Annotated in this window: 20 protein-coding genes; 9 read left to right on the top strand and 11 right to left on the bottom strand. The window is 52.9% G+C overall.

Annotated elements, in window-relative coordinates:
* Nucleotides 1-10: 10 nt before the first annotated feature.
* The 3 genes from ACQ66Q_RS03140 to ACQ66Q_RS03130 form a co-directional block, all read right to left on the bottom strand.
* Nucleotides 11-1,231 carry an acyltransferase family protein gene (locus tag ACQ66Q_RS03140; RefSeq protein ID WP_430455452.1) on the bottom strand — a complete coding sequence of 407 codons (1,221 nt, stop codon included), beginning with the start codon at nucleotides 1,229-1,231 and terminating at the stop codon, nucleotides 11-13.
* 212 nt (nucleotides 1,232-1,443) lie between these two features.
* Entirely contained in the window at nucleotides 1,444-2,589 is a 1,146-nt protein-coding gene (locus ACQ66Q_RS03135) for a Ca2+-dependent phosphoinositide-specific phospholipase C (RefSeq protein WP_430455451.1), read from the bottom strand.
* Nucleotides 2,583-3,674, bottom strand: a complete 1,092-nt coding sequence (locus tag ACQ66Q_RS03130) for an alpha/beta hydrolase (RefSeq protein WP_430455450.1) — start codon at nucleotides 3,672-3,674, stop codon at nucleotides 2,583-2,585. Before ACQ66Q_RS03130 ends, ACQ66Q_RS03135 begins: the two co-directional genes overlap by 7 nt.
* Nucleotides 3,675-4,008: 334 nt before the next feature.
* Here ACQ66Q_RS03130 and ACQ66Q_RS03125 point away from each other — a divergent pair, with 334 nt between their 5' ends.
* The 4 genes from ACQ66Q_RS03125 (at nucleotide 4,009) to yghU (ending at nucleotide 8,179) form a co-directional block, all read left to right on the top strand.
* Nucleotides 4,009-4,698 carry a 3-keto-disaccharide hydrolase gene (locus ACQ66Q_RS03125; RefSeq protein WP_430458530.1) on the top strand — a complete coding sequence of 230 codons (690 nt, stop codon included), beginning with the start codon at nucleotides 4,009-4,011 and terminating at the stop codon, nucleotides 4,696-4,698.
* Nucleotides 4,698-6,377 carry a GMC family oxidoreductase gene (locus tag ACQ66Q_RS03120; RefSeq protein ID WP_430455449.1) on the top strand — a complete coding sequence of 560 codons (1,680 nt, stop codon included), beginning with the start codon at nucleotides 4,698-4,700 and terminating at the stop codon, nucleotides 6,375-6,377. Before ACQ66Q_RS03125 ends, ACQ66Q_RS03120 begins: the two co-directional genes overlap by 1 nt.
* Nucleotides 6,378-7,178: a gluconate 2-dehydrogenase subunit 3 family protein gene (locus ACQ66Q_RS03115; protein ID WP_430455448.1), complete on the top strand. Its 801-nt coding sequence runs from the start codon at nucleotides 6,378-6,380 to the stop codon at nucleotides 7,176-7,178.
* Nucleotides 7,179-7,336: 158 nt separating this feature from the next.
* On the top strand, nucleotides 7,337-8,179 hold the full coding sequence (gene yghU / locus ACQ66Q_RS03110) for a glutathione-dependent disulfide-bond oxidoreductase (RefSeq protein ID WP_430455447.1): 843 nt from the start codon (nucleotides 7,337-7,339) through the stop codon (nucleotides 8,177-8,179).
* A gap of 142 nt (nucleotides 8,180-8,321) precedes the next feature.
* Here the strand turns inward: yghU and ACQ66Q_RS03105 are convergent, their stop codons facing one another.
* The 4 genes from ACQ66Q_RS03105 to ACQ66Q_RS03090 form a co-directional block, all read right to left on the bottom strand.
* On the bottom strand, nucleotides 8,322-9,545 hold the full coding sequence (locus ACQ66Q_RS03105) for a DUF5009 domain-containing protein (RefSeq protein WP_430455446.1): 1,224 nt from the start codon (nucleotides 9,543-9,545) through the stop codon (nucleotides 8,322-8,324).
* A gap of 210 nt (nucleotides 9,546-9,755) precedes the next feature.
* Nucleotides 9,756-10,889 carry an HDOD domain-containing protein gene (locus tag ACQ66Q_RS03100; protein WP_430455445.1) on the bottom strand — a complete coding sequence of 378 codons (1,134 nt, stop codon included), beginning with the start codon at nucleotides 10,887-10,889 and terminating at the stop codon, nucleotides 9,756-9,758.
* 2 nt (nucleotides 10,890-10,891) lie between these two features.
* Nucleotides 10,892-12,877: an EAL domain-containing response regulator gene (locus ACQ66Q_RS03095; RefSeq protein WP_430455444.1), complete on the bottom strand. Its 1,986-nt coding sequence runs from the start codon at nucleotides 12,875-12,877 to the stop codon at nucleotides 10,892-10,894.
* A complete protein-coding gene (locus ACQ66Q_RS03090) occupies nucleotides 12,867-13,475 on the bottom strand; it encodes a response regulator (protein ID WP_430455443.1) in 609 nt (202 codons plus the stop codon). The genes ACQ66Q_RS03095 and ACQ66Q_RS03090 overlap by 11 nt, the downstream gene beginning before the upstream one ends.
* Nucleotides 13,476-13,561: 86 nt before the next feature.
* On the opposite strand from ACQ66Q_RS03090, the gene ACQ66Q_RS03085 reads away from it, so the two are divergent.
* The 5 genes from ACQ66Q_RS03085 to ACQ66Q_RS03065 all read left to right on the top strand — a co-directional run bounded on the left by ACQ66Q_RS03085 (nucleotide 13,562) and on the right by ACQ66Q_RS03065 (nucleotide 20,526).
* Entirely contained in the window at nucleotides 13,562-13,900 is a 339-nt protein-coding gene (locus ACQ66Q_RS03085) for a response regulator (protein WP_430455442.1), read from the top strand.
* 84 nt (nucleotides 13,901-13,984) lie between these two features.
* Entirely contained in the window at nucleotides 13,985-14,899 is a 915-nt protein-coding gene (locus ACQ66Q_RS03080) for an HD-GYP domain-containing protein (protein ID WP_430455441.1), read from the top strand.
* 5 nt (nucleotides 14,900-14,904) lie between these two features.
* Nucleotides 14,905-16,086, top strand: a complete 1,182-nt coding sequence (locus ACQ66Q_RS03075) for an FIST signal transduction protein (RefSeq protein ID WP_430455440.1) — start codon at nucleotides 14,905-14,907, stop codon at nucleotides 16,084-16,086.
* 10 nt (nucleotides 16,087-16,096) lie between these two features.
* Entirely contained in the window at nucleotides 16,097-17,452 is a 1,356-nt protein-coding gene (locus ACQ66Q_RS03070) for a sensor histidine kinase (RefSeq protein WP_430455439.1), read from the top strand.
* Entirely contained in the window at nucleotides 17,452-20,526 is a 3,075-nt protein-coding gene (locus ACQ66Q_RS03065) for an ATP-binding protein (protein WP_430455438.1), read from the top strand. The genes ACQ66Q_RS03070 and ACQ66Q_RS03065 overlap by 1 nt, the downstream gene beginning before the upstream one ends.
* A gap of 19 nt (nucleotides 20,527-20,545) precedes the next feature.
* On the opposite strand, the gene ACQ66Q_RS03060 is transcribed toward ACQ66Q_RS03065, so the two are convergent.
* From ACQ66Q_RS03060 to ACQ66Q_RS03045, 4 genes are all read right to left on the bottom strand, one after another.
* On the bottom strand, nucleotides 20,546-21,859 hold the full coding sequence (locus tag ACQ66Q_RS03060) for an ATP-binding protein (protein WP_430455437.1): 1,314 nt from the start codon (nucleotides 21,857-21,859) through the stop codon (nucleotides 20,546-20,548).
* Between the two features lie 3 nt (nucleotides 21,860-21,862).
* Nucleotides 21,863-22,441 carry a chemotaxis protein CheC gene (locus ACQ66Q_RS03055; RefSeq protein ID WP_430455436.1) on the bottom strand — a complete coding sequence of 193 codons (579 nt, stop codon included), beginning with the start codon at nucleotides 22,439-22,441 and terminating at the stop codon, nucleotides 21,863-21,865.
* Entirely contained in the window at nucleotides 22,438-22,806 is a 369-nt protein-coding gene (locus tag ACQ66Q_RS03050; RefSeq protein WP_430455435.1) for a response regulator, read from the bottom strand. Before ACQ66Q_RS03050 ends, ACQ66Q_RS03055 begins: the two co-directional genes overlap by 4 nt.
* Before the next feature lie 90 nt (nucleotides 22,807-22,896).
* Nucleotides 22,897-23,925 carry an acyltransferase family protein gene (locus tag ACQ66Q_RS03045; RefSeq protein WP_430455434.1) on the bottom strand — a complete coding sequence of 343 codons (1,029 nt, stop codon included), beginning with the start codon at nucleotides 23,923-23,925 and terminating at the stop codon, nucleotides 22,897-22,899.
* Nucleotides 23,926-24,020 lie beyond the last annotated feature (95 nt).

The raw sequence follows: 24,020 nt of genomic DNA, 5'->3' as shown, positions 1-24,020 counted from the left end.
CAGGCGCTCCTTATAACTTAATGAAAATGCGGCGCTGATAAAGCCAGAAGTTTGGCAATATACTCAACGTGATAAAAATCAGCAGATACCAGGCGGTCACGGTGCCGGCAGGCCCGGCGCTCGTTTGCTTCAGCCAGCCGTAAAACGACAAAGCGCGATCCGGCGCCGTACCATTTAAATGCCACCACCAGTTTTGCGTCAGTAAATAATGTAAAACCACGTGCCACAGATACAACACTGTCGCATTCATGCCGAGCACTTTAAGCAAATACACCACCGGCTCTGCCCACAGGCGGCTGCCGGCTTGCTGGTAAAAAACCTGCAACAACACAAAGCCAATAAAACCAAGGCCCGAGGTATACAGCACAAATGAGGAGGTCCAGATTTGTTTAATCAACGGCAACGCGTAACTGCCAAGCCAGCTATCCTGGCTCCAACCGTAGCCGAGCAGCGATAACAGAACACCAGCGGCAAACAGCTGGACCCAGCGCCTGAACGCCTGCGACTGAGTCTGAGCCTGCGCTGGCGGCAATGCCGTGACGCCTTGCAATAGCCAACCGGCCCACAGCCCGGTGATGCCGGTGACAATCGATGGCAAGGTACTGAGCAGCCCTTCCGGATCCCAATGGCCGCGCCACAGTTTGCCCGGCAGGAAATGCTGGTCAAACAAATTCACCACGGTATTGCCCCGGCTCAGATCGCCCACTACTGCGCCCGGAAACTGCACAAAGCTCAGCAGCGCCCAATAGCCAAGCAGCAACACCACACCAAGTGTCAGAATTGCTTGGCGTGACAGGTACATCAGCAACACAGCGCAGCAGAAATAGACGATGGCGATCCGCTGCAGTACACCCAGTACCCGCACCGCACTGAAATCGGTATAAAACAGATTGACCAACAGACCCAACGCAAACAGCTGTAGTGTGCGTTTGGCAATGCCCCACAGCAGCGCACCGTCGCCGAGTAACTGGCGTTGCTGGCGCATTTTCGGCTCATTGACCGCAAGCGACACGCCAACAATCAACAAGAACCACGGAAACACCCAGTCGGCGATAGTCGCGCCGTCCCAATAGGCGTGGTGCCACTGCCCGGTCAGATCAGGACTGTTGACAATCACCATCAGCAAAATGGTCAGGCCGCGAAATAAATCCAGTGCCAACAAACGCCCGCCGCCTGCCGGTAAAGTCGCCTGCTGATGGGCCTGTTGATGGGCCTGTGATGCTGCAGTCATACCCGCTCCCAACTCCGGCGCCGTCTGGGTAAAGACGCCGCTTCTGTAAAAAAATGACTGGTTGTCAGTGACAACCGCTTCTGCTGAATCTAGATATATCAAGCATTGACACCGGTGTCAATCTAGCAAGAACGTTAAACTGCAACCGGTGGCAATCGAGCAGAAAAACACATCCACCACGTGGCGAATCTAAACTATCTATTTGCTTTTAATCAATTTTTTGGAAAATTAGCTTTGTTTGCGCAAACTGAAGTTGCCGTGACTTGCGCCGGTCGATATTGCAATGCGGTAACCCCTTGCGGCGCGCCCTGATAAAAGTCGGTGGAAATGATTTGGGCGCTACTTTGCAGCGCACTGTTAAAGCGTGCTGCGTCGGCGTTTTCTGGCTCATCACTGCGGGTGCGGACAATAAAACCAGCCGCAACGGCAGATTTGATCAGTGCCTGCTGCGCTACTGGCTGGTTCAGCACGAGGATCGCGGCCTGCGGGTCGTCGATGCCGGTGCTGGCAAACAACACCTGTTCGCTTGTCGCCGTTGCTGCCTGATACCTGCGCAGCTGCGTCGCGTCGCCATCAAAGATAAAAATAAACTGCCCTAAAGTACGACTGACAGGAGGCCAGCCATGCTGGCGCACGGACTCACGTAGCGACAAACCAGGCTTTTGCACAGCCGCAGGTCGCAATAGTTTATCTGCGCCCAGCACTTGCAGGATTTGCTGGTCCAACACGCGATAAAGCTCTGCATCCCACTGCGCCGGCTGAAATCCGCCGCCATTTGCACCAAAAGCACCGCGTTCTTTAACATTCATCAGCACAAACACCGGCGAATGCGCCGGGTGTGTGTCGGACCAATGCCGGAGCGCCAACAGACAATCGGCAAACAACGGGCAATGCGAGGCAAAATCGATATCCGGTAAATGCAGCGTTTTTAAGCCTGGTTGTTGGTACTTACTGCGGTCGGCGCGACTGAGCAGCGCTTGGCCAAGCCACTTTTCGGCCAATGGTTCAGCCAATTGTTCAGCCAATGGTTCGGCCAGCCGGTGCTGCTGCCCCGACACACTGTCTGACAGTACATCCAGTTCCAGCTGGCGCAAACCCAGTTCAAGTTGTGTCGCCAACGCCGGATGGCCGTACCGCAGAGCTTTGCTGTCAATGCCCCGCGCTGCCGCAGCCTGATAAACCGCATCCGGCAGACGTTGTTTGTAACTGTTGTGCGAGCCCAGCACTTTGAGTTGATTCAGCCGCAAGCTGCTGCAATCTGGCGCTGCAGTTGCCGGCTCGCCGGCCTGCAAAGCATCTGCTGGGCAAGCCAGTAGCCAGCACAAACCACAAACCAGCGCCGGTAGTCGCCTTAACATGCCGGTTTCGCGTCGCTAGCAGGTACCACCAGCGTCTCGGTCAAAAAACGGATAATGTCATCGAGCGGTGTTTTGGCATCGCGGTCAAAGCAATTACCGAGATATTCGTTACAGTCATTATCAAGAAAGGCGTGGTTCAGCCCCGGATAGATATGTAACTCGCTATGATGCCCGGCCTGATTAACCGCATCGACATATTGCCGCGCCGACTCCGGTGTCGTCAGCGTATCGCGGCTGCCGACATGGACAAACTGTGGTGGCAGTCGCCGCTGATGTGCTTTTGGAATTAAATACAACGGCGATAACGCCCGGTACAACTCCGGATGGCTGTGCACATTAATACCCGCACCAAAAAAGCCCCGCGCACTGGCCTTGCCCATCGCCCAAAAACCATTTTTGGCTGTTTCAAAATCAGCAAAGGCCCGCGCCTGCAAATCAAACACCGCATAACTCAATACCGCGGCTTGCACCTGAATGCCACCGGCGGCGCGGATACTTTCGGCGCTTTCACCATCCGGTAAATAACTGGGCTTAAAGCCCGGCGTGCGACTGGCAAATCCTTGTGACGATAAATTCTGCCCGGCCAATGTCACCATCGCCGCCAAATGGCCGCCGGCGCTATCGCCAGTGACAGCAACACGCGCCGGATCGCCCTGATATTGCTGAATATTGCGCTGCACCCAAAGCGTTGCGCCCAGTGCATCTTCGACTATCTGATTCAGTTTGGTGGTGTTATGGTTACTGCTGAGTAGCCGGTAATCAGCATTGACCACCACGATATCGGCCTTCGCCGCGACATAACCGGCCATCTGCTGCATGATGCTTTTGTCATTAATCAGCCAGCCACCGCCATGAAAAATCAGCAGAACCGGCATCGGCGCCCGAATCCCCGGCCGCACCGGCTGATAGATATCCAGTGCCAGCGGCTGCCCAGCCGGTCTTGCATAAATCAGGTCGCGGTGTAGCTTGACGCCGTCAGCCCCGCCAAGTACCGGCTCTGCTGCAAACAGCAGACTGCTCCAGCTGCTGCTAAGCAAGACCAGCCACAGGCTGAGCCCCGGTAAAAAACGTCTGTAGCCCACCATACATTCTCCTTACTTGTTGCATCTTTAGCCTGCCTGCAGCGCGCTAAATTTTCCAGCATTTTATGTAATCGGTTTCATTTTGCTGTGCCGAACACTGAAGCTTTTTCTCACTTTGTCGGCTACCCGACGGTTTTTGCCTCAAAAAAGTAATTTTTTACTTGCATCAACCTGCCTCCCATTGCTTTTATAGAGCACAAAATAACAGCGGGACCACTGTTACTGTTTCGGACGGATCTGGCAGTAGCGGTTGCGATCACTGCGGTATAGCTGTGTTTTATGCTGCCTGACACCCCGGCAGCAGGCAGCATCAACAGGAGGACAGACTTTGACACCAATGATAAAACTCACGGCATTACTGCTTTGCAGTGGACTTTCACTGAATGCCGTCGCCGCCGACAATCAACTCACAGCGCAAGAACAGACCGATGGCTGGCAATTGCTGTTTGACGGCAAAGATCGCTCGCAGTGGCGAAATTTCAAACAAACCGAAATAAGCGCGCTGTGGCAAATTGAAGATGGCGCCCTGAAGCTGGCCGGCAAAGGCGGCGGTGATATTTTAACCAAAGCGACTTTTGAAAACTTTGAGCTGAAGCTGGACTGGAAAATCGCCGAAAGCGGTAACAGCGGTGTTTTTGTGCGGGTAAATGAAACCGGTAACACTATCTACGCTCAGGCGCCTGAGATCCAAATTCTCGATAACGAACGCCATCCTGACAATAAACTGCCGAGCCACCGCTCCGGTTCGTTATACGACATGATTGCCTCTCCGCCGGCCTCACATAAAATTGCCGGCCAATGGAATCAGCTGACCATCCGCCTGCACCAGGACCAACTGACGGTCTGGCAAAATGGCGTGCAGACCGCAGCCATCAAAATCGGCGACAGCCGCTGGCAACAATTACTGTCGACCAGCAAATTTGCCAGTTGGCCTGGCTTCGCTGCGACGAAAAAAGGCCACATTGGTCTGCAGGATCATGGCGATACCGTCTGGTTTAAAAACATCAAAATTAAAGAGCTGAAATAATGGCGAGCGCAGACATTGAAATTTTAGTCGTCGGCTCTGGTGCCGGTGGCGCCATGGCGGCGTATGAACTGACCCGGCTTGGCCATAAAGTGGTGTTACTGGAAGCAGGCCGTGATTACGACCCGAAAAAAGAAACACCGATGTTTAAGCGCAACGGTGATGCGCCGCTGATGGGCGCAGCCACGCCGGACAAAGACTTTGGTTTTTATGACGCCACCATCGACGGCGGCTGGCAAGTGCCGGATGAGCCCTACACCGCTGCGGAAAATTCTGAATTTATGTGGTGGCGCGCGCGGATGCTCGGTGGCCGCACTAATCACTGGGGACGTTATGCGCTGCGCTTTAGCGAACACGATTTTAAAGGCAAAAGCCGGGATGGCCTCGGTGCCGACTGGCCGTTTGAATATGCCGATATCGCGCCCTGGTACGACAAAACCGAAGCCTTAGTTGGCGTTTGTGGCACCAACACTGGCCTCGATGATATGCCACCGTCACCGGAAGGCGTTTTGCAACCACCGCCGCAGCCACGCGTACCAGAGTTACTGATCGCCGCTGCAGCGAAAAAACTCGGCATCCCGGCGGTGCCGATGCACCGTGCGGTGTTGACCCGGCCGCTGGATAACCGCGCCGCCTGTTTTTATGCCACGCCTTGTGGGCATGGCTGCTCGATTGGTGCCGCTTTCCAGACCACAACCTCGTTGTTGCCGATGGCCAAAGCCACCGGTTTACTTGACCTGCGCACCGATGCAATGGTGAAAATGGTCACCACTGATGACAGCGGCAAAGTCACCGGCGTCAGTTACATCGACAAAAAAACCGGTACTGAACATCAGCTCAAGGCGCGTGTGGTGATCCTCGCCGCCAGTGCCTGTGAGTCAGCCCGGTTATTACTGAATTCAAAATCGGCCAAACATCCGCAGGGCCTCGCCAATTCCAGCGGTCAGGTTGGCAAAAACCTGATGGATTCGACTGGCGCCAATATCGGTGCAATGGTGCCGGCGCTGCAAGGCCGTCCGATCTACAACGAAGATGGTCACACCGCCAACCATCTGTTTATTCCGTGGTGGGGACATAAAGCCCAGGCCGCCAAACAACTGGATTTCCCGCGTGGTTATCATTTTGAACTGGGTGGCCGGTTTGGCGAACCGGGCGCTTATGTGGATACCGCTTTACAAGGCTACGGCAGTCAGCTCAAACAACAGGTTAAGCAAAAATACGGCGCTTATGTGTCCTTTGCACTGCGCGGTGAGATGCTGCCAAATCCGGATTGTTATATGGATATTGACCCAACAGTCACCGACAAATGGGGCATTCCGGTAGCGCGGTTTCACTGGAAATGGTCTGAACATGAGTTAAAACAGGTGGCCCACGGTTTAAACACGGCAAAAGAGATCCTGACTTTGCTCGGTGCCGACGTTGGCGAGTTGCCAAAGCCGGAGCAAGCCATTTTAAAAGGCGGCCAAATCATTCATGAAGTCGGCACTACCCGGATGGGCGCCAGCAAAACCGATTCGGTCACCAATCAATGGGGTCAGAGCTGGGATTGTCCGAATTTATTTGTGATGGACGGCGGTGTGTTTGCCTCCAACCCACATAAAAACTGCACGCTGACCATCATGACGCTGGCGATGCGCAATTCGTCCTGGTTGGCGACGCAGTTAGACAAGGGAGCGTTATAAATGACCAATGACATCAAGCAGCCAGATTTGAGTGCTGACAACGAAACGCCTTACCAGTATCAATCTGGCCTGAGCCGGCGTAAGTCACTGAAACTGCTGGCCGCCCTCGCCGCCAGCACCATGCTGCCGACGCTTAGTGGTTGCGACAGTCCGCCGCCAGCTGCAACGGCGGATACCGCGGGCAAAGCGGCGTCAACCACTGAGCACTGGCCGGAGTTAAACCTCAAACCGATCACCGCCAAAGGCTATGGCACAGATCCAAATATGATCCTGCCGCCAGAATCACCGTGGCCACTGACGATGTCCGCGCCACAGCTGACGCTGCTGGCACTGCTGTCCGACATTTTGATCCCGCGTGAGGGCGACGTGCCGTCGGCGTCTGAAGTCGACGCTCCGGCGATTATCGATGAATGGATCAGTGCGCCTTATCCGCGTCAGCAACAGGACAGACCGGTGATTTTAGCCGCGCTGGCCTGGATTGATGATGAAGCAACGTTAAGGTTTGGCAGCAACTTTGCCAGTTTGAAGCGGCCGCAGCGGTTGGCGATTATCGATGATATTGCCTTTGACAATGCGCAAACCAAACCGCAGTTCCAGCGTATCGCCAAAGCTTTTGCGCTGCTGCGTGGCCTGGTGGTTGCGGCGTTTTTCAGTACGCCACAAGGCACCAAAGATATCGGCTATCTCGGCAATACCGCAATTGGCGGTGATTATCCGGGGCCAACGCCAGAGGCCAAAGCGCATCTGGACAAAACGCTGGCCAATTTAGGCTTAAAAGAGTTCGCCTGGCAGCCGGTATAAGCGAAATCGAATTTGGCCAGCCGTGCGCTGGCCTTTTTTATGGTTTGCCGCACCGTTTCTGTCTGCATGCTGGCATTTTTATCACGGCAGAGCATTGCGTTCCGGCGTGGCGCCCATATGCTGATCTGACCGCTTACCATCGCATCAGGAACCGATCTATGACCCAGCATCAATACACCCCACCTGCCGTCTGGCGCTGGGATACCGACAATGGCGGTGCCTTTGCCGCGATTAACCGGCCAACCGCCGGCGCGCGCAGCGAAACCACCTTGCCTCGCGGGAAACATGCATTACAGCTCTATTCGCTCGCCACTCCCAATGGCATCAAAGTCACAGTGCTATTGGAAGAGTTGCTGGAACTTGGGATCACTGAGGCAGACTATGACGCCTGGTTGATTGATATCCGCAGTGGCGCGCAGTTTGGCTCTGATTTTGTTGCAATCAATCCAAACAGCAAAATTCCGGCGATGTTCGATCACAGCACCACGCCGCCAACCCGCTTGTTTGAATCCGGCGCGATTTTGTTATATCTGGCAGAGAAATTCGGGGTGATGCTTGGCGATAGCGTAGCGGCACGCACTGAGATCCTGAACTGGTTGTTCTGGCAAATGGGCAGTGCGCCTTTTGTCGGCGGCGGCTTTGGTCATTTCTACGTCTACGCGCCGGAAAAATTTGAGTACCCGATCAATCGTTATGCGATGGAGACCAAACGGCAACTGGATGTACTGGAACGCCAATTAAGCCAGCAGCCTTATGTTGCCGGCGAGAGCTACAGTATTGCCGATATCGCCATTTGGCCCTGGTATGGTCAGCTGGTGCTGGGCCGGTTATACAACGCCGCTGAGTTTTTAGCAGTGCATGAGTACCCGCATCTGATAGCCTGGGCAAAGCGCATAAACGAGCGACCAGCAGTTCAGCGCGGCGTGCGGGTCAATCGTAATTGGGGGCCTGAAGAAGAACAGGTTCCTGAGCGGCACAGCAGCGCTGATTTTATTCGTTGATACTGGTGCTGATGTTATTTGCGGATACAGCTGCTAATGCTATTTGCTGCTGTTATCCGCCGATTGTGTTCGTAGCTAGCCCCCGGCAGCATCACCGGGGCGCCACCTCCTCGCCCGGCAACCGCCGGACGAGGCAAAGCTTTCATAGTTTTACTTTCAGCCCCAGCCGGGTCAGCAACGCGGTCAACAGCAGAATAACGGCGGCAAAAGCCAGGCTCCAGATAACCCCGGCGACACCACTGTCAAAAGCTGCGGGACGCAACGTCGCGCCGGCAATAGCGGCGGCGGCTGCCAGCATATAGGGCAAAATGTAAGCCAGTAACGGATTGACCGCAGCAGGTGCAAACAACATGCACCAGCGCTGATAACCTTTCAGATCAACCAGCACAAACACGGCAACAAAAAGCAAGGTGCAGAACCATGCGCTGAACAGTCCCCAGCTCGGCGTCGCCCAGATCTTGGAGATCGGAAACCACTGCCAGCTCAGAAAAGCCAGCGCGCCCAACAGACCTGCAAACACCAGCAGATTGCGTGGTCGTTTAGCCTGAAGCGCCGGGTGATAACACAAAATCGATAACATCACGCCGGCCAGCACAATGGCAGTGTGAGTGTGACTGTTGTTTTCCACCGCCCAGCGCTGGATAAATCCAATCGCCGGCTGGCCGGCACCGGGTGTCTGCCCGTCCAGCAGCGCAAACAAGACTAAAAAGCAACATGCCGCCGCGCCAAGCACCAACAGCTGCAACCGCACATGACTGACGCGGCGGCTGACTAAAAATACCGAACCAGCGAGCAAATAAGCCCAGCCAATCAAACCAAGGATCCCCCACCACTGTGGGCTAATATAACTACCTTCAGGGCCACGGAAACTAACGGCCAGCGCTAGCAGCGTCAGCACGCCGAAGCCTTGCGCCAACTGGCGGAGCAACGCAGAGCCGTGCCGGGGGTATTGCGCCCAGACCAATAACACGGCCAGGTACATCAATAAAGTCCAGACCGGCATCGACAACGCCATCTGCGTTTCAGCAAAACCACCGATAGTACTGACCATCAGTACGCCAATAATCACCAGCCCAAGGCTGCGCAGCAGCAAATGCTTAAATTGCTGTAACGGATTTTCGCCTTTTTTTGCGCGGGCCTGCACGGCAAAAGGCACCGACATCCCGACGATAAACAAAAAGGCCGGGAATACTAAATCGACAAAGGTCATACCGTCGGTGCTGGCCGGGAGATGTTTCATCCACCAGGGAATGTCACTGATACCAGAAAGCTCGTTGACAAACACCATGACAAAAATGGTGATACCGCGGAAAACGTCAATCGACAACACCCGTCCCGCGCTTAAATCCAGATCAGAAATACGCATCAGCACCTCGGACAACTGATTTCATATATATGTTTTGTATCAACATGTTACCCCCCACTTTTTCTGCTGCACCGCAGTCATCCGAAAAATGACAGCGATGTCATTTTTCTCAATAGTGCATGAGAAATGGACATGCCGACAAGTGTTTTTTCGGCAGACCCGGTGGCGTTAATCTAGGAGGAGCAATGACACAAGCTGCACCAGCAGCGATCAGGCTGGCACCGGCAATTGCAACACAGCTTGTTGTAAACCGATATGCTGCAGCAAACGGGCACTGTTCTGCAGGTATTCCTTACTGCAACCGCGTTGATATTCGCTGGCAATAAACAGGATATAAGGCTTTAAATCCGCTGGATCCGGCGTTGCACCATACAAACATTTGTCTTGTTCCAGCTGGCACAGAGCCGCCGGATAACCCCACAGTGTCAGCAGATAAATGGTGATCACACTATCGCTGTTTATGCCGTTGATCGACGCCGGAATAATACTGTTATCTTGCTGCCATTTTAGCTTACTCAATGGCCCCAGCGCGCTGAGTAAGGCACAGACAAACAGCTGGTCCTGCTGCTCCGGGGACAATTGTGCGGCATGTGCCAGCTGACGGGCGATACCGGCCTGCTTAAAAGCCTGCTCGCTGATAGCACGATGACTGCTATCTGTGGCCGTTGCTGATATCGACTGATCGACGGCCATCAGCGTGACAATGGCTTCAACCAGACGCAAGCCCAAGCGCAGCAATGACTCCGCCAATGAATGGGTTGGCCGGCTATATCCGAGAAATGCCGAGTTGGCCAGCTGCAACAATCGAGCGGCGATCACCGGTTCATGCGCCACTAAATCAACCGCCTGAATCAGATCTGCATTTTCAGCCGCCAGCACTTGGCGTAACTGACGGATAATGGCAGGCAACACAGGTAAATTGTCGGCCTGGCCTAATAACTGACGCATATGTAATGGGATTTGCAGGCTACGCAGTCGTTCCACACAACCAAAAAGCTGTTGCAGGTCTTGCTCGCTGAACGGTTTACCCAGCACAAAATGCGCCTGTAAACTGACACTACTAACCACCTCCTCCGTCGTATCCCCGGTCATCAGTACCCGCACAGTTTGCGGATACAAGGCCATCGCCTGAGCCAACACCATATCGCCATTCAGATCCGGCATCAGAAAATCACTGACGATCAGGTCTGGTAACACGCCATCGGGCAGCGCAGAAGGCCAGTGCTGTGGATCATCACACAAGTAGTAAGTCCAGCCCTGCTGCAGCCGCAATGACGCCCGCAGCAGCGCTTTGAGCATAAAACTATCGTCGTCGATAAACAGCACTACAGGCTTGGCTGACATGGTCATACTCCTGATCTGTCTGTTGCGGCCGGACTGGCCTGCAGTTGACGCAAAAATTCATGTTCCGGGACCGGCCTTGCGATCAGAAAGCCTTGTGCCAGATCACATCCCATGCCGCGCAGGATCTGCAGCTGTTCGACATTTTCCACGCCTTCAACCACCACTTCCACGTGCATCGCGTGCGCCATCCGGCAAATATTGCTGACCAAACTTTGTGTATTAATGTTCGATTTCAGATCGACAATCAAAGATCGGTCGATTTTTAACACATCCACAGGTAAACGCGACAAATAAGCCAATGACGAGTAGCCAGTGCCAAAATCATCGATAGCAATCCGTACCCCAAGCGCTTTTAACGACTGCAAAGCCGCGGCACTTTGCGCCAGATCCTGCATCATCCACGACTCGGTTAATTCCAGTTCGATGGTCGCAGCATCAACGCCGGTTTCCTGAAATATCCGCTGAACCTGCTGGATAAAATCGTGTTGCAACAACTGGACGCCGGAAATATTCACCGCGATCCGAGTCAGTGGCACCTGGTCCTGTTGCCAGCGGGTTGCGAGCATACACGCCTTTCGCAATACCCAAAGGCCAATCTCAATGATCTGTCCATCATGTTCGGCAATCGGAATAAACAATGCCGGTGAGACAAACCCCAGTTCCGGGTGGCGCCAACGTAACAATGCTTCACAACTTTGAATACGGTCCTGTTGCAAATCCAGTTTGGCCTGAAAGTACAATTCAAACTGATCGTGCTCTACAGCGCGAAACAAGGCATCACTAATCCGCAATTGCTGACGCTTTTTGTCGGCGTCACCGGCACTGAACCGCATAAAAAACGCATGCGGGCTGTGCAAATGCATCCGGTTGCTGGTCAGTACGTTATTCAGCAGCTGCTTCCCGCTGTCGCCGTCCTCGGGGGCCATACAATAAGTCACGGTAAACAATGGGCGTAAGACCTGAGACTGCTGCATAAACGGTTGCCGCACTTTTTGCAGGATCTCCGTCAGTTGCTGATGCACTTCGACTTCAGTCAGTGCAGCCGGCATGGTCAGAATAAACAATTCGTTCGCCAGATATGCCAAAGCACCATAAGGCCGGCTGACCTGCATCAGGCTCTGACTGATATTTTCAAACAGCTGACCGGCTTCACCAAATCCAAGCATGTCCGCCCAGTCACTAAAATTCTTCAGCCGGATCGCCGCCACGGAAAAAGTGCGTTGTTGTTGCAACAAACTATCCAATTGCTGCAACACCGCATGCTGGTCTAATAATGCCGAGGTATAGATCCCAGCAGGCCCTTCTTGTTGCAAAATGCGTTTGAACCCAACCAGCGTGCATTCTGCATCTTTGTATTGCACATGCAGCTCACAGGCCTCATCCCCCAGGTCACTGACTTCCAGCGACCCATGAATATCCTGCAAAAAGACCTGTTGTTGATTATCACTGAGCTGAAACCACTGACTAAACAGGCTGCGGTACAGGCCTGCTTCGGTTTGCCCTAATAAGTGCTGGGCAGCGCCATTACTGCGCAGGATCACACCTTCCGGCGATAATTCCAGCAAAGCGCCGTTACTGTTGATCATCAACTGGCTGCGGATCCGTACGCTACGGTTATGGCGATACAACCGAAACGCCGCTTCAATTTCCTGCAGCAGTTGTTCGTCTTCCCACGGTTTTTGCAGAAAACGAAATGCGGTGCCGGAGTTCAGCAGCTGCAATACAGACTGAAAGTCGGAATAGCCGCTTAACACCATACAGACAGCTTCAGGGTAGAGTCGCTTCACGTTTGCCAGCAACTCACCGCCTGACATTTCCGGCATGCGAAAATCGGAAATAATCACCTGACACTTATCCTGCTGCAGGCGTAACAGCGCATCGGCACCACTGGTTGCAGTGAACACGCGATAGCCTGAGCGGACCAATAATCGCTCCAGCGAGCGCAGGATAGAAATCTCGTCATCGACCAACAGCACTTTATTCAGCATTGGGAGCTCCCTGCAGCAGTTGCTGTACCAATTCTAATAACTGGTTATTTTCAAACGGCTTGCTTAATGTTGCGTCGGCGCCAAGCGCTTTGGCTAATTCCTGGCTGCCTAATCCGGAGATCACCAGAATACGAACTGACGCGAGTTCCGGCTGCTGGCGGATATATCGGATCACGTCAAAGCCATCCAACCCCGGCATCGACAGATCTAATGTAATCAAATCCGGTTGACGGCCGGCAATTTTGACGCCGGCCTGAAAGCCATCTGCAGCGAAATCCAGCTGGTATCCACTGGAAAATAATACCCGCTTAATCGCTTGCCGATAGGCAGCTTCGTCGTCAATCACCAGGATCCGTCGATCTTGTGCTGCGGTCGGGGCCATTTCCGGCTCAGTTTCGCGCAAGCTGTCGGCCAGCTCTGGTGGCATCGGCATTTTCTGCAATTGCAGGAAACTGATAAAGTCAGTCAGCAGCACCCGATAGTTGCCGCGTCCCGGCAGCTTGTGCCCTTTGAGCTGACCTTGCGAGATCCAGCGACTGACTGTTCGGTGATGCACATCACAATATGCTGCGATCTCACCGGGTTTTAGTGTTTTCATCAATCAAACCTACTTCACTGACTTGACTTCTGCATGGTATAGCATACATTTCAGCTTAAAGATAAATGCGACATACAGGACAGTATATGGTGACAACTCCCGCTCCGTCGATCCCAGTGCTGCTTTGTGTCGATGACGAAGCCGGTATACTCAAATCACTGCAACGGTTGTTTGTCGGCCAACCGGTACGGGTGTTACTGGCGGGTAGTGGCCAACAAGCGTTGCAGCTGATGCAAACCGAAAAAGTCCAGTTGATCATCAGTGATATGCGAATGCCACAAATGAACGGCGCCGAATTTCTCGCTCAGGCCGCACAGTTACAACCTGATTGCTATCGCATTTTGATGACCGGCTACGCCGATTTGGCGTCTACAGTGCAGGCCATTAACATCGGCAAGATCCATCGGTACGTGCAAAAGCCATAGCAAAATCAGGAACTACTGACCCTGGTCGAAGAAGGTCTGCAGCTGTTTCGCCTCGTCAGCGCCAATAAACAACTGACGGCACAAGTGGCCCGGCAAAATGTCGAGTTAAAGGCGTTGAATCACAATCTCGAAGAGATGGTGCAACACCGCACCGGACAGTTGAAGAAAACTTTACATCAACTGAAAGCCTTGGTAGCACAACAGGAACAAAACCATAAAGCGACACTGGAGGTGTTGTACAACATCATCAGCAGCACCCCATCACTATCCGGTGAGTTTGCGCTGAATGTCAGTCAGACCTGTGTCGCTCTGGCCCGCCAACTGAACCTGCCGCGTGAACAGCGGCAACAATTGCGTCAGGCAGGTTTATTTTCTGAGCTCGGCAAGCTTGGCCTGCCCACCCATTTACAATCGCAACCGCTGCATAAACTAAGCCCGGTAGAACGCACTCAGTATTTACAACATCCGCAATATGCCGAAGAAATTCTGGCGCCAGCGCTGCACCTGCAAGCAGTTCGTGACACCATCGCTCAGCAATATGAGCGATTTAACGGCAGTGGCGAACCGCAGCACAAAGTCGGCACCGACATTAGTTTGACAGCCCGGGTGTTAGCTGTTGCGCGTGACTTCTGGCTTTATGTTTTTCAGCGCCTGCATCCGCAACCCCACACGCATGAACAGGCTTTAGAACAAGTTCGCCGGCACCTTGGCACCTGGTATGACCCGGAAGTCGTCATTGCGCTCAGTACCTTGGTACGCAGCGGCTTACGCACCGGCAATGACCATTTTTCTGATGGGATCAGCGTGGCTGAACTGCAGCCAGGCATGCGACTCAAACACAATCTGTACAACAAAAAGCACTTGTTGCTGCTGCCGAAGGGACAACAACTGACCAGTCCGACCATAGACAGTTTGCAGCGTTACGAGATCAAGCACAAAGAAGTGCTGGTGGTACCGGTGGAGATGGTCTCACCACTGGATAACAGCGAAGAGGAGTAAAACCGATGTTCAGGCTGTTGCAAGTCAATGCGACCGACCCACAGACTTTACACCGCGAGCTACAGCAACAGCTGCCAGCTCCTGCCAGCCTGCTGATTGCCACCGGTAATGTTGCCAGTTTACAAGCGCTGGGCGGATTGGACCTGCCACAGCAATTTTCAGCCAATTGGATTGCCTGCAGTTCCTGTATTGGCGCGGCCTCATCGTTCGGCGTAGACACTGCAACAGATCGGCGTTTAACGTTGTTAGCGCTGACAGATCCGGCCGGCAGTTATGGCGTGGCCAGTGTCAAACAAATCAGTGGGCAAATCAGCCAACAGGCAGCTGACACTGTATTGGCCGCAATTGCGATGGCGCAGCGGCCAGCGGAGTTGCCGGGCTTGATTTGGTGTATGCAGGCACCGGGATTTGAAGAGCAAATTATCAGTGGTATCCAACAGGTGGTTGGCGATCAGGTGCCAATCCTTGGCGGCAGCGCTGCTGACGATGATGTCAGTGGGCAATGGTGCCAATATGATGGCAAGACGCTAGGCAGTGATTTGCTAGTCATTGCCGTACTCTATCCAACGGTCCCGGTCAGCAGTTATTTCAGCAGCGGTTACAGCACGGGAAAATTTAGCGGCGTTGTGACGGCCGTCAATGACCGGCAGATCATGCAAATCGACGGTAAACCGGCCTTACAAGTTTACAATCGCTGGCTGCAGCAAGCCGGAGAAGCGCCGCTACAACCTGGCGTCGTCATGAGTCAGAGCACTTTTCATCCGATTGGCCGCCAGCTGTCGGCGCGCGACGTACCATTCTCGTTGCTGAGTTTGCCGACCAATGCCGGTGATGATGGCAGCATCAGGTTGCTGGCAGAGTTACAGTGCGGTGATCAGATATCACTGATGCATGGGTCCAAACAACAGTTGGTGCGTCGGGCCGCGCACGTGGTCCAGGTTGCAGCCAATAACCTGCGGTTACAGCACGATACGGCGCCAGCCGCCGCGCTGATTGTGTATTGTGCCGGTTGTATGCTGGCCGTGCGCGACGAAATACATCAGGTCCAGCAATCGCTGACAGACAGCCTGCCGGATCTGCCCTACCTGGTCGCTTTTACGTACGGCGAACAAGGCTGTTTTGCTGATGGTTTCAACCGTCACGGTAATCTGATGATTTCCGCAGTACTGTTCGGCCAAACCAAATGAGGGATGGGGTATGAAAAATCAGGAACAATTACAGGAAAAAATACTCCAGCTGACGTACGAAAAGCAGCAGCTTGAACAATTCAGACATCTGAACGAACTGCTGAGCCATGGTCTCGATGCTATTTTATCGTCCGAACACCATGAAGAGCTATTTAGTAAACTGTTTGAAGGCATCATTAAAGTGATTGATTATGATGCCATTTGTATTTTGCAGCGGGTAAAAGACAGCGCGCAGTTACAACTGCTAGCCTCACAACCGACATTAAATGCACAACTATTACCTGATGCTGACGCCCTCACCCAGTTATTTCAGCGTGATCTAAATTTGTTTAATTTGCCGATGCTGGACTGGTGGCAACAAGCACTGGCTGGCTTTAGTAACGGTTATTTATCTGCGCTGACTTACCCGTTGCAGACGACGCAGTCTTCATTTGTCTTATTACTGTTGTCGAAAAAGACCGGCGCGTTTTCCGCAAACAGCGCGGGCATGCTGCGTTCATTCAGCAGTTATATCGCCAGTACTTTGTCGCAAATCGAAAAGCGCAAGCTGTTACAGGAACGCGATAACTTGCGCGCGCAACAACATCGGATCGAACAGAGCCTGTTGCGTCAGGAAAAAATGGCAGCCATTGGCCAGCTCGCAGCGGGTGTGGCTCATGAGCTGAACAACCCGCTTGGATTTATCTACTGTAATCTCAATACCTTACGTCATTATCTGCAGCAGTATGATCAGTTTATCGCTCAAAGCACGCAGCTGCACCCAGAGCTGAAAACACTTTATGACAGCCTGCAACTTGGTTATCTGCAGCAGGAAAGCCAGGATCTGATCGATGAATCACTTGAGGGAGCACGACGCTCCCGCGACATCATCAATAATCTGCGCACCTTTTCACATCCGGATGAAAAAACTCAGCATGATCTCGACTTTTGCAGCCTGCTCAAGGACAGCATCCGGATCGCGCAAACGCAGGTCAAACACAATGCGCGGATCCTGTTGCACCTGCCGGCAGAACCAGCCTTATTACGCGGCAATGCCACGCAACTCGGTCAGGTGCTGCTCAATCTGCTGATCAACGCCAATCAGGCAGTCACCGCCGGCAAGGGGCAGATTGATTTGAGCCTGCATGCCGCCAATGGTCAGTGGATACTGGATATACAGGACAATGGCTGTGGCATCGAAGTGAGTGCGCAAGCACATATTTTTGAACCCTTTTTTACCACAAAGCCGGTAGGACAAGGCACCGGACTTGGATTGTCGCTTTCGCGCGCTATTGCCGAACAACATGGTGGTACGCTGGTACTGACTGATACCAGTGCCGCGGGAAGTTGTTTTCAATTGCGCCTGCCGGTGTTGGAGACGCGCTGATGGTTTGGCAACACAAAGCACTGAGCTTAAGACGGATCCGTTACTGGCTGTTGCTGGTCCTGCTCGGCACGCTGGCCAACATGACCATCATCGATTTACCTTTTGTTGTCCCTTTTAGTATTGGCAATGTCGCTTTATTTTTAATCTGGCGTCGTCTCGGACTGTTGTGGCTGGTCCCCGCCGCTGGCTTGATTCTGTTGCCACTGTGGCAAAATATGGCGTTAACCGCCAGTCTGCTGCAATTGCTGGTCCTGCTCTGTTTTAACGACCGCATCCGGCAATACAGCGCTGCGGCTATTGCACTGTATGCCGTGACTTGTACCGGTTTATTCAGTCTGATCGCGCCATTTAAAATCACCAGCGAACCGTTGTACTTGCTGCTGTATGCTGGCCTCAGCACTGCCGTGTTTGCCTTTTGCCTGCGTGCGATGTTAATTCTTGATACGCTGACACCATCAGCCAGCCACGAACAGCAACAGTCACTGACGCAACAATTGTCGCATCGGGTCGCGATGTACAGCAGCATTCCGTCAACATTGTTGATTGCGCTGGTATTGCATGGCGCGACGGCATTAGATGTGTCGCGCTATTTGCAGCGCTACAGCGACGAACAATCGCAGCTTGCCGAACAAATCAGCCGCCAGCTGACCGGCTACCTGACCCAGGTCGTACTGGCAGGCAAGATGTTGGACATTATCGGCCCATCTTCGTTATTGCCGGCATTGACCGCACAACGGCCTGAATTTAGCTCTGCGCTGATCACCGATGCCGAGGGCAGAGTGCAGCATTTTTATAAAGCGGACCTGCCTGAGACAGCAAAACCCGGCAGTAGTGTGGCGGACCGCCGCTATTTCACCGAGCCACGCCGCACCGGTTTACCTTATATCAGCGATACATTTCTTGGCCGTAATCTGGGGCAGGATCAGTTGTTTGCGGTCAGTACGCCGCTGTTTGATACCAACGCTGCATTTAATGGCGTGCTGGAGGTATCGGTGAATTTGTCAGAACTGACGAAAGCAATCTCACCGACCGACTTCGATATTTCACACCGCGTGTTGTTAGATCATCAGCAAAAGAAAATTTGGGGCACGTCGGATGAACGTCCGCTGGGCCAAATCTGGAAGGTGAGTTCCGAGTCAGATCCGGACCAACGCAAGTATCTGCGTTACAACTGGTTCAACAGCTATGGCCCCATCACGTTGACAGAAAATGCTGCGCATTTCCTCCTGTACGATTATGTCACGCCCGGGCAATGGCAGTTAAAGTACTTTATTGACACCGACAGCTTTATCCAGCGCTATCATGTATTTCTGGCCTTAGCGATGGTGGTAGCAATGCTGTTACTTGAAGCCATTACCGCGTTGTCACGGGCATTTGTCAGCCGTTATACCACAGCGCTCGAACAGCTAGCCCACAACGCCTCTGGTTGGCAGCCGGACGACCCGCCACAACCACGGCCATTATTTCAGCAGTCAGCGATTGAAATTGACACACTGGCGGTCACCATCAGTGATATGCAACATCGTGTCAGAGCTTCACGTCGCGGCTTGTATCAGTCAATGCAGCAAATCGTCACACTGAATAACGAGCTGGAACAACGCGTCAGTCACCGTACCGAAGAACTGCGACATGAACGCGACCGGGCAACGCAGCTTGCCGCGATTAAAACCCGTTTTCTTGCCAACATGAGCCATGAAATACGCACGCCGATCACCGTGATTAAAGGATTCTCTGAGCAACTGATGGCGAAAACCAGCGGCGCAGAGGCTGCACTGGTCAGTCGGATCCAGCAAAACACTGAACATCTGCAGCGGCTGGTCGACGACATCCTTGATACGGCAAAAATTGACGAAGGCAAGATGAGCCTGGAGTTACACTCGGTACCCCTCGCGTCATTTATTCAGACGGTGATCGACAATGTCGACACTTTAGCCAGTCAAAAAGGCCTTAGTCTGACCGTACTGAATCAGACGCCGGCTGGATTGCATCTGACGGCGGATCCGTTCCGGCTGCGGCAAATTTTACTGAATCTGCTCAGCAATGCGATTAAGTTCACGGCACAAGGACAAATCCGGCTGGAACTGGTACAACAACCCGGCGGCCAATTAAAGATGTCAGTGCTTGATCAGGGCATTGGCATCAGCCCGACACAATTGCCTCAGCTATTTAAAGCCTTCGCCCAGGCGGACAGCAGTACCAGCCGGCATTTTGGTGGCACCGGGCTTGGCCTGTATATCAGTCAACAATTGGCTGAAGCCATGCAAATGACCATTGAAGTCCACAGCGTCATCGGCGAGGGCTCTGAGTTTTCCCTGTTGATCCCGGCGCATCTGCTCAGTGATGCCCCTACAACCTCTCAGGCTGAACCGGCAGTCAGTGCACCGTCGATTTGCTTACAGCCAGCCCATGTTTTAGTTGTTGATGATGTCGCTGATATCCGTGCCCTGATCGCCTCCTATCTGGAGCAACAACCATTGCAAATCAGTTTCGCTGCGGACGGTCTGGCGGCGGTCACCCAATGTCAGCAACAGGAGTTTGATTTGATCATCATGGACCAACAAATGCCTGAACTGGATGGATTTTCGGCGGCCAAAAAAATCCGCGAGCAAGGCTGTATTTGTCCGATCATATCGCTCAGTGCAGATGTGTTTGAAGATGCGGACAAACAGCTGGCTGCATTGTTTAATCTGACCATGACCAAACCCTTCAGTAAGCAGCAACTGCTGCAGGCGATTGCCAAACTGCAGGCCGGTGCCGGCAATGACGCTGCTGAGACGCAGGCAGATACTGTGCCATCGCCGGAACAGACTGCACCGGCTGAAGATGAATTACTACAGGAATATCGCCAATCCCTGCCCGATTATGTCCCGCGCATCCAGCAGCTGGATGCCGCTAAAGAACATCAGGCCCTGCGGCGGCTGCTGCATCAAATCAAAGGCACAAGCGCCTGTTTTGGCCTGGTGGAGATCAGTGCTTTGGCGCAGCAGGCGGAACAACTGCTGAAAAACAACGACGATGCCAACGACAGCCTCAGTCGTTTGACCGCGGCGTTACAGCAAGCTGGTTTAAATTGAAGCGAGCGGGAACTGTCAGTTAAACAGCGCGGCTTGAGTCTGCTGGGCTTGCGACAGCGGGGCCTGCGATAGGCAGACAAACGACAAAACTCGCGCCCTCGCCTGGTTGCGAATACACCAGAATATCGCCCTGATGTTTTTTCACAATGCTGTAGGACAACGACAAACCGAGCCCGGTGCCGCTCCCCACTGGTTTGGTGGTGAAGAAAGGTTCAAACAAACGACTCATATGTTCAGGCGCAATGCCGGGGCCCGAGTCACGGACTTCTATACGGACTGACTGGTCCTGCTGCCAGGCACGCAGGTACAAATGACCTTTGTGGTCCATAGCCTGCGCAGCATTGACCAACAGGTTCAGTAACACCTGATTGATTTGATTCGGCTGGCAGTAGACTTCAGGTAAATCAGCGGCATAATCCCGATGGATTTCGACGTGATATTTCAACTGGTTGGCGGCGATTTTCAGGGTATTTTCCAAGCCATCGACTAAATTAGCCGGCTGCCACTGGGCATTGTCGACATGAGAGAACGCTTTGAGATTTTTGACAATTTCTGCCACCCGATCGATCCCGTCGATGGATTCAGTTAATAGTTCCGGCAAATCGGTGCGGACAAAATCAAACTGCAGGCGTTGGTATGTATCGCGTTGCAACGCCAGAAATGTTTCATTGCCGGTTTTACTGACAATCTTTTCATAAAACGCCGTCAGTTTCAGCAGCCGCGCCGCATAGTCCTGTAAGGTCTGCAAATTGGAACTGATAAATCCAATCGGATTATTGATTTCATGCGCCACGCCGGCCGCGAGTTGGCCAATTGCAGCCATTTTCTCCGATTGCAGTAACTGACTTTGTGCCATCGACAGCTTTTCGTTCAGCACCTTCAGTTCAGCACTTTCTTGTTCAAGTCGTGCCGATAGCTGTTGCTCTGCCTGAAAATAGCTCGCCAGCTCTGTGACGTCCTGCACGACCAGGCAAACGGTTCGGACCGCGCTGTCGTCGCATTCACCCGGCAGGAATTCGATATTCTGATACATCAGAGTTTCTTCACCGGTAATAGGCCGGCTGGATGAGAATGGAAACACATGCGGCTGATGTTCCCAATATGAAAAACTGGCGTTATTTAATACCAACACGCTATCGATTTTTTTCTTCAGATAACGCGCCTGTTGCGGGAACAATTCCAGCAGGTTTTTGCCTTGCACTTCGGCAAACGGCAAGCCGGTTCGGTCGCTGAAAAAATCATTCCAGTACACCACCTGATAAGCCGCATCCAGCACACAAATTCCCAGCGGCAGCCGGTTGTTTAATTGTAAATGCAGATGCGGCTGGTCCATATCTCAGTCCTCCAGCAGTGTGTTGAGCTTGTTAATCAACACATCGATGGACAGTTGTTCCAGACAAATCACAATCCGTGAATCAAAAGCGGTGCCTTCCAGCTGAAATTCCACTTCCAGCAACAAGGTACTGGACCAACGAAAACTGTCGGCCTGCCGCAGCTCAGCATTAAACATCGTCGGCATACTGAGTTTGGTATGCAGCGCCAGCTGCGTGGAAAAGCCATTGAGGCAGGCTCCTGCCAAAATGTTGGCAAGCTCCAGTAACAACTCTTCTTTACTGCGGTCGTCCAGCGGCAATGGATAATCCATCAGCCCGCCGATGGTTTCCGTGCCGGCGCGGGCTAACAGTGTTAATGCTTCGCCTTTGACACTGCCAAGAAAAGATTGTCGGGTGAACCAATACTGGTCGGTTAAAAACATCTGCTGAAATTCGCTGGCATCGACCACAACAATTTTCGGGATCGATAAGGTGATTTTTGCATCAATTAACCGGGCCAACGCATTCGCGGCCTGGCCCATCGAGATATTCATCAGTTCCTGCAACGCGTCACGTTGCAACTCACTCAGCAGCATGCTCATAACAACCCCAGATCGGCCAAGGTTTGGCGCAGTTGATCCGGTTGCAACGGTTTATGTAAAAAGCGAAAAGCTCCCAAAGATTCGACCAGCTTGCGGGCTTCGGGCTGAATGTCGGCACTGATCACAATGACCACTGTTTTGGCGTGATGGTCATGCAGTTGTCGCAGCACACCAAAGCCATCCAGTTCCGGCATTGTCAGATCAAGAAATAGCACCTCAGCTTTGCCGGCTGCGACAGCAGCCAGCGCTTCTTTGCCATTGCACGCTTCGGTCAGTTCAATATCCCATTCTGGCGGTAAGGCTTTACGTACTGTCTTGCGTGACAACAACGAGTCATCCGCGATAGTTACTGGAATGGCCATCATACACCTCAGTCAAATGTCTCATTTGTCCTCAGTATTGGTGGCAACTGCAGGCCTGTCAATGTTCTCGCGCCAGAAATATTGTGCCGGTGACTAGCCGGTCAGCAATGCTCTGATGTTACGTTTAGTTGCCGGATTCTCGACGTGTGGCAACCAAAAGCGCTGGATCAAACTCACCTGGATCCAAGTGACAACAGCCGAACAGGCAAACACCAGCAGATACTTCTGACCCCAGCCCAGCTCGATGATTTGCAAAAAGAAAATATGCCATAGATAAATCCAGATGCTGTTGCTGCCAGCAAACAGCACGAAACCAATCAACTTGCTGCGGCGTAGCCCTTGTAACACCGGCTCAGCCAGTAGCCAGAGTAAAAAGGCGCACATCAGGGCATAGGCAAGATAATAATGTTGCGGCGGATACTTAAAGGTTTGGGTACGCAGGAAACTGCCTTGTTGCCAAAAAAACCAGCCGGCGAGCAGCACAAATATCGCGCTAAACAAGCTGAAAAACCGCAGTTGTTCCCCCTTTGTCATCGCCGGGATCCGCAAGCCCAAAGCAAACAACAAAGCAAAAGGCACCGCGTCGAACAGCGTATTGCGCAACAGAGTCCTGCTGATGCCGCTAATTTCCGGCAGCACCATATTAACGGCCACTTCATAAGCCAGATACCACAATAGCAGCACACGGAAATACTGGCTGTTTTGCGGCGTGCGCTGATGGAAGCGGTAAATAAAGGGCGCCAATAACGCCACCAGCAAGAACACCCGGATCACCCAGACGTAACCAATACCATCAATCATCGTGTAAGAGCGCAGAATTTTATTGGCATCTGGTAAGGCATGCGGATAGGCAAAGGCCCATTGCACAGCAAAATAAAGCGTCAGGAATAACCAGACCGGAAATACCAAGCGTTTGACCCGGGCCCAGACATACTGACCATAACTTTCTTGTTTGACCGAAGCGCTAAAGGATAATGCCGACACTAATACCATCAGCGGCACATCAAAATTCCGTAGCTGCGCCACCCACATCGGCGGATAGACATGCGCCAGGATCACCATAGCGAGGCCTATAAAGCGCAACAAGTCGATGCGTTCGTCACGTTGCTGTGTTTGTCCCATGCACTACTCCACTCTATTGGCGTGACCCGCAAGGGGAATTGCTGTCAGGCGCGTTGTTCTTTGCAGATAGTCCCACAGTTTTATTTGTGCTGACA

The sequence above is a fragment of the Rheinheimera sp. genome, from assembly GCF_965283995.1.
In the GTDB taxonomy this organism is placed as follows: Bacteria; Pseudomonadota; Gammaproteobacteria; order Enterobacterales; family Alteromonadaceae; genus Pararheinheimera.
This window is presented reverse-complemented; position numbering and strand designations above follow the sequence as displayed.

Bases quoted from the DNA above. Each gene is read 5' to 3' on its own strand.
- ACQ66Q_RS03050 (WP_430455435.1), bottom strand. From the start codon at position 22,806: ATGATGGCCATTCCAGTAACTATCGCGGATGACTCGTTGTTGTCACGC.
- ACQ66Q_RS03135 (WP_430455451.1), bottom strand. From the start codon at position 2,589: ATGTTAAGGCGACTACCGGCGCTGGTTTGTGGTTTGTGCTGGCTACTG.
- yghU (WP_430455447.1), top strand. From the start codon at position 7,337: ATGACCCAGCATCAATACACCCCACCTGCCGTCTGGCGCTGGGATACC.
- ACQ66Q_RS03070 (WP_430455439.1), top strand. From the start codon at position 16,097: ATGAAAAATCAGGAACAATTACAGGAAAAAATACTCCAGCTGACGTAC.
- ACQ66Q_RS03055 (WP_430455436.1), bottom strand. From the start codon at position 22,441: ATGAGCATGCTGCTGAGTGAGTTGCAACGTGACGCGTTGCAGGAACTG.
- ACQ66Q_RS03115 (WP_430455448.1), top strand. From the start codon at position 6,378: ATGACCAATGACATCAAGCAGCCAGATTTGAGTGCTGACAACGAAACG.
- ACQ66Q_RS03130 (WP_430455450.1), bottom strand. From the start codon at position 3,674: ATGGTGGGCTACAGACGTTTTTTACCGGGGCTCAGCCTGTGGCTGGTC.
- ACQ66Q_RS03100 (WP_430455445.1), bottom strand. From the start codon at position 10,889: ATGTCAGCCAAGCCTGTAGTGCTGTTTATCGACGACGATAGTTTTATG.
- ACQ66Q_RS03075 (WP_430455440.1), top strand. From the start codon at position 14,905: ATGTTCAGGCTGTTGCAAGTCAATGCGACCGACCCACAGACTTTACAC.
- ACQ66Q_RS03090 (WP_430455443.1), bottom strand. From the start codon at position 13,475: ATGAAAACACTAAAACCCGGTGAGATCGCAGCATATTGTGATGTGCAT.
- ACQ66Q_RS03065 (WP_430455438.1), top strand. From the start codon at position 17,452: ATGGTTTGGCAACACAAAGCACTGAGCTTAAGACGGATCCGTTACTGG.
- ACQ66Q_RS03095 (WP_430455444.1), bottom strand. From the start codon at position 12,877: ATGCTGAATAAAGTGCTGTTGGTCGATGACGAGATTTCTATCCTGCGC.
- ACQ66Q_RS03125 (WP_430458530.1), top strand. From the start codon at position 4,009: ATGATAAAACTCACGGCATTACTGCTTTGCAGTGGACTTTCACTGAAT.
- ACQ66Q_RS03120 (WP_430455449.1), top strand. From the start codon at position 4,698: ATGGCGAGCGCAGACATTGAAATTTTAGTCGTCGGCTCTGGTGCCGGT.
- ACQ66Q_RS03105 (WP_430455446.1), bottom strand. From the start codon at position 9,545: ATGCGTATTTCTGATCTGGATTTAAGCGCGGGACGGGTGTTGTCGATT.
- ACQ66Q_RS03085 (WP_430455442.1), top strand. From the start codon at position 13,562: ATGGTGACAACTCCCGCTCCGTCGATCCCAGTGCTGCTTTGTGTCGAT.
- ACQ66Q_RS03140 (WP_430455452.1), bottom strand. From the start codon at position 1,231: ATGACTGCAGCATCACAGGCCCATCAACAGGCCCATCAGCAGGCGACT.
- ACQ66Q_RS03045 (WP_430455434.1), bottom strand. From the start codon at position 23,925: ATGGGACAAACACAGCAACGTGACGAACGCATCGACTTGTTGCGCTTT.
- ACQ66Q_RS03060 (WP_430455437.1), bottom strand. From the start codon at position 21,859: ATGGACCAGCCGCATCTGCATTTACAATTAAACAACCGGCTGCCGCTG.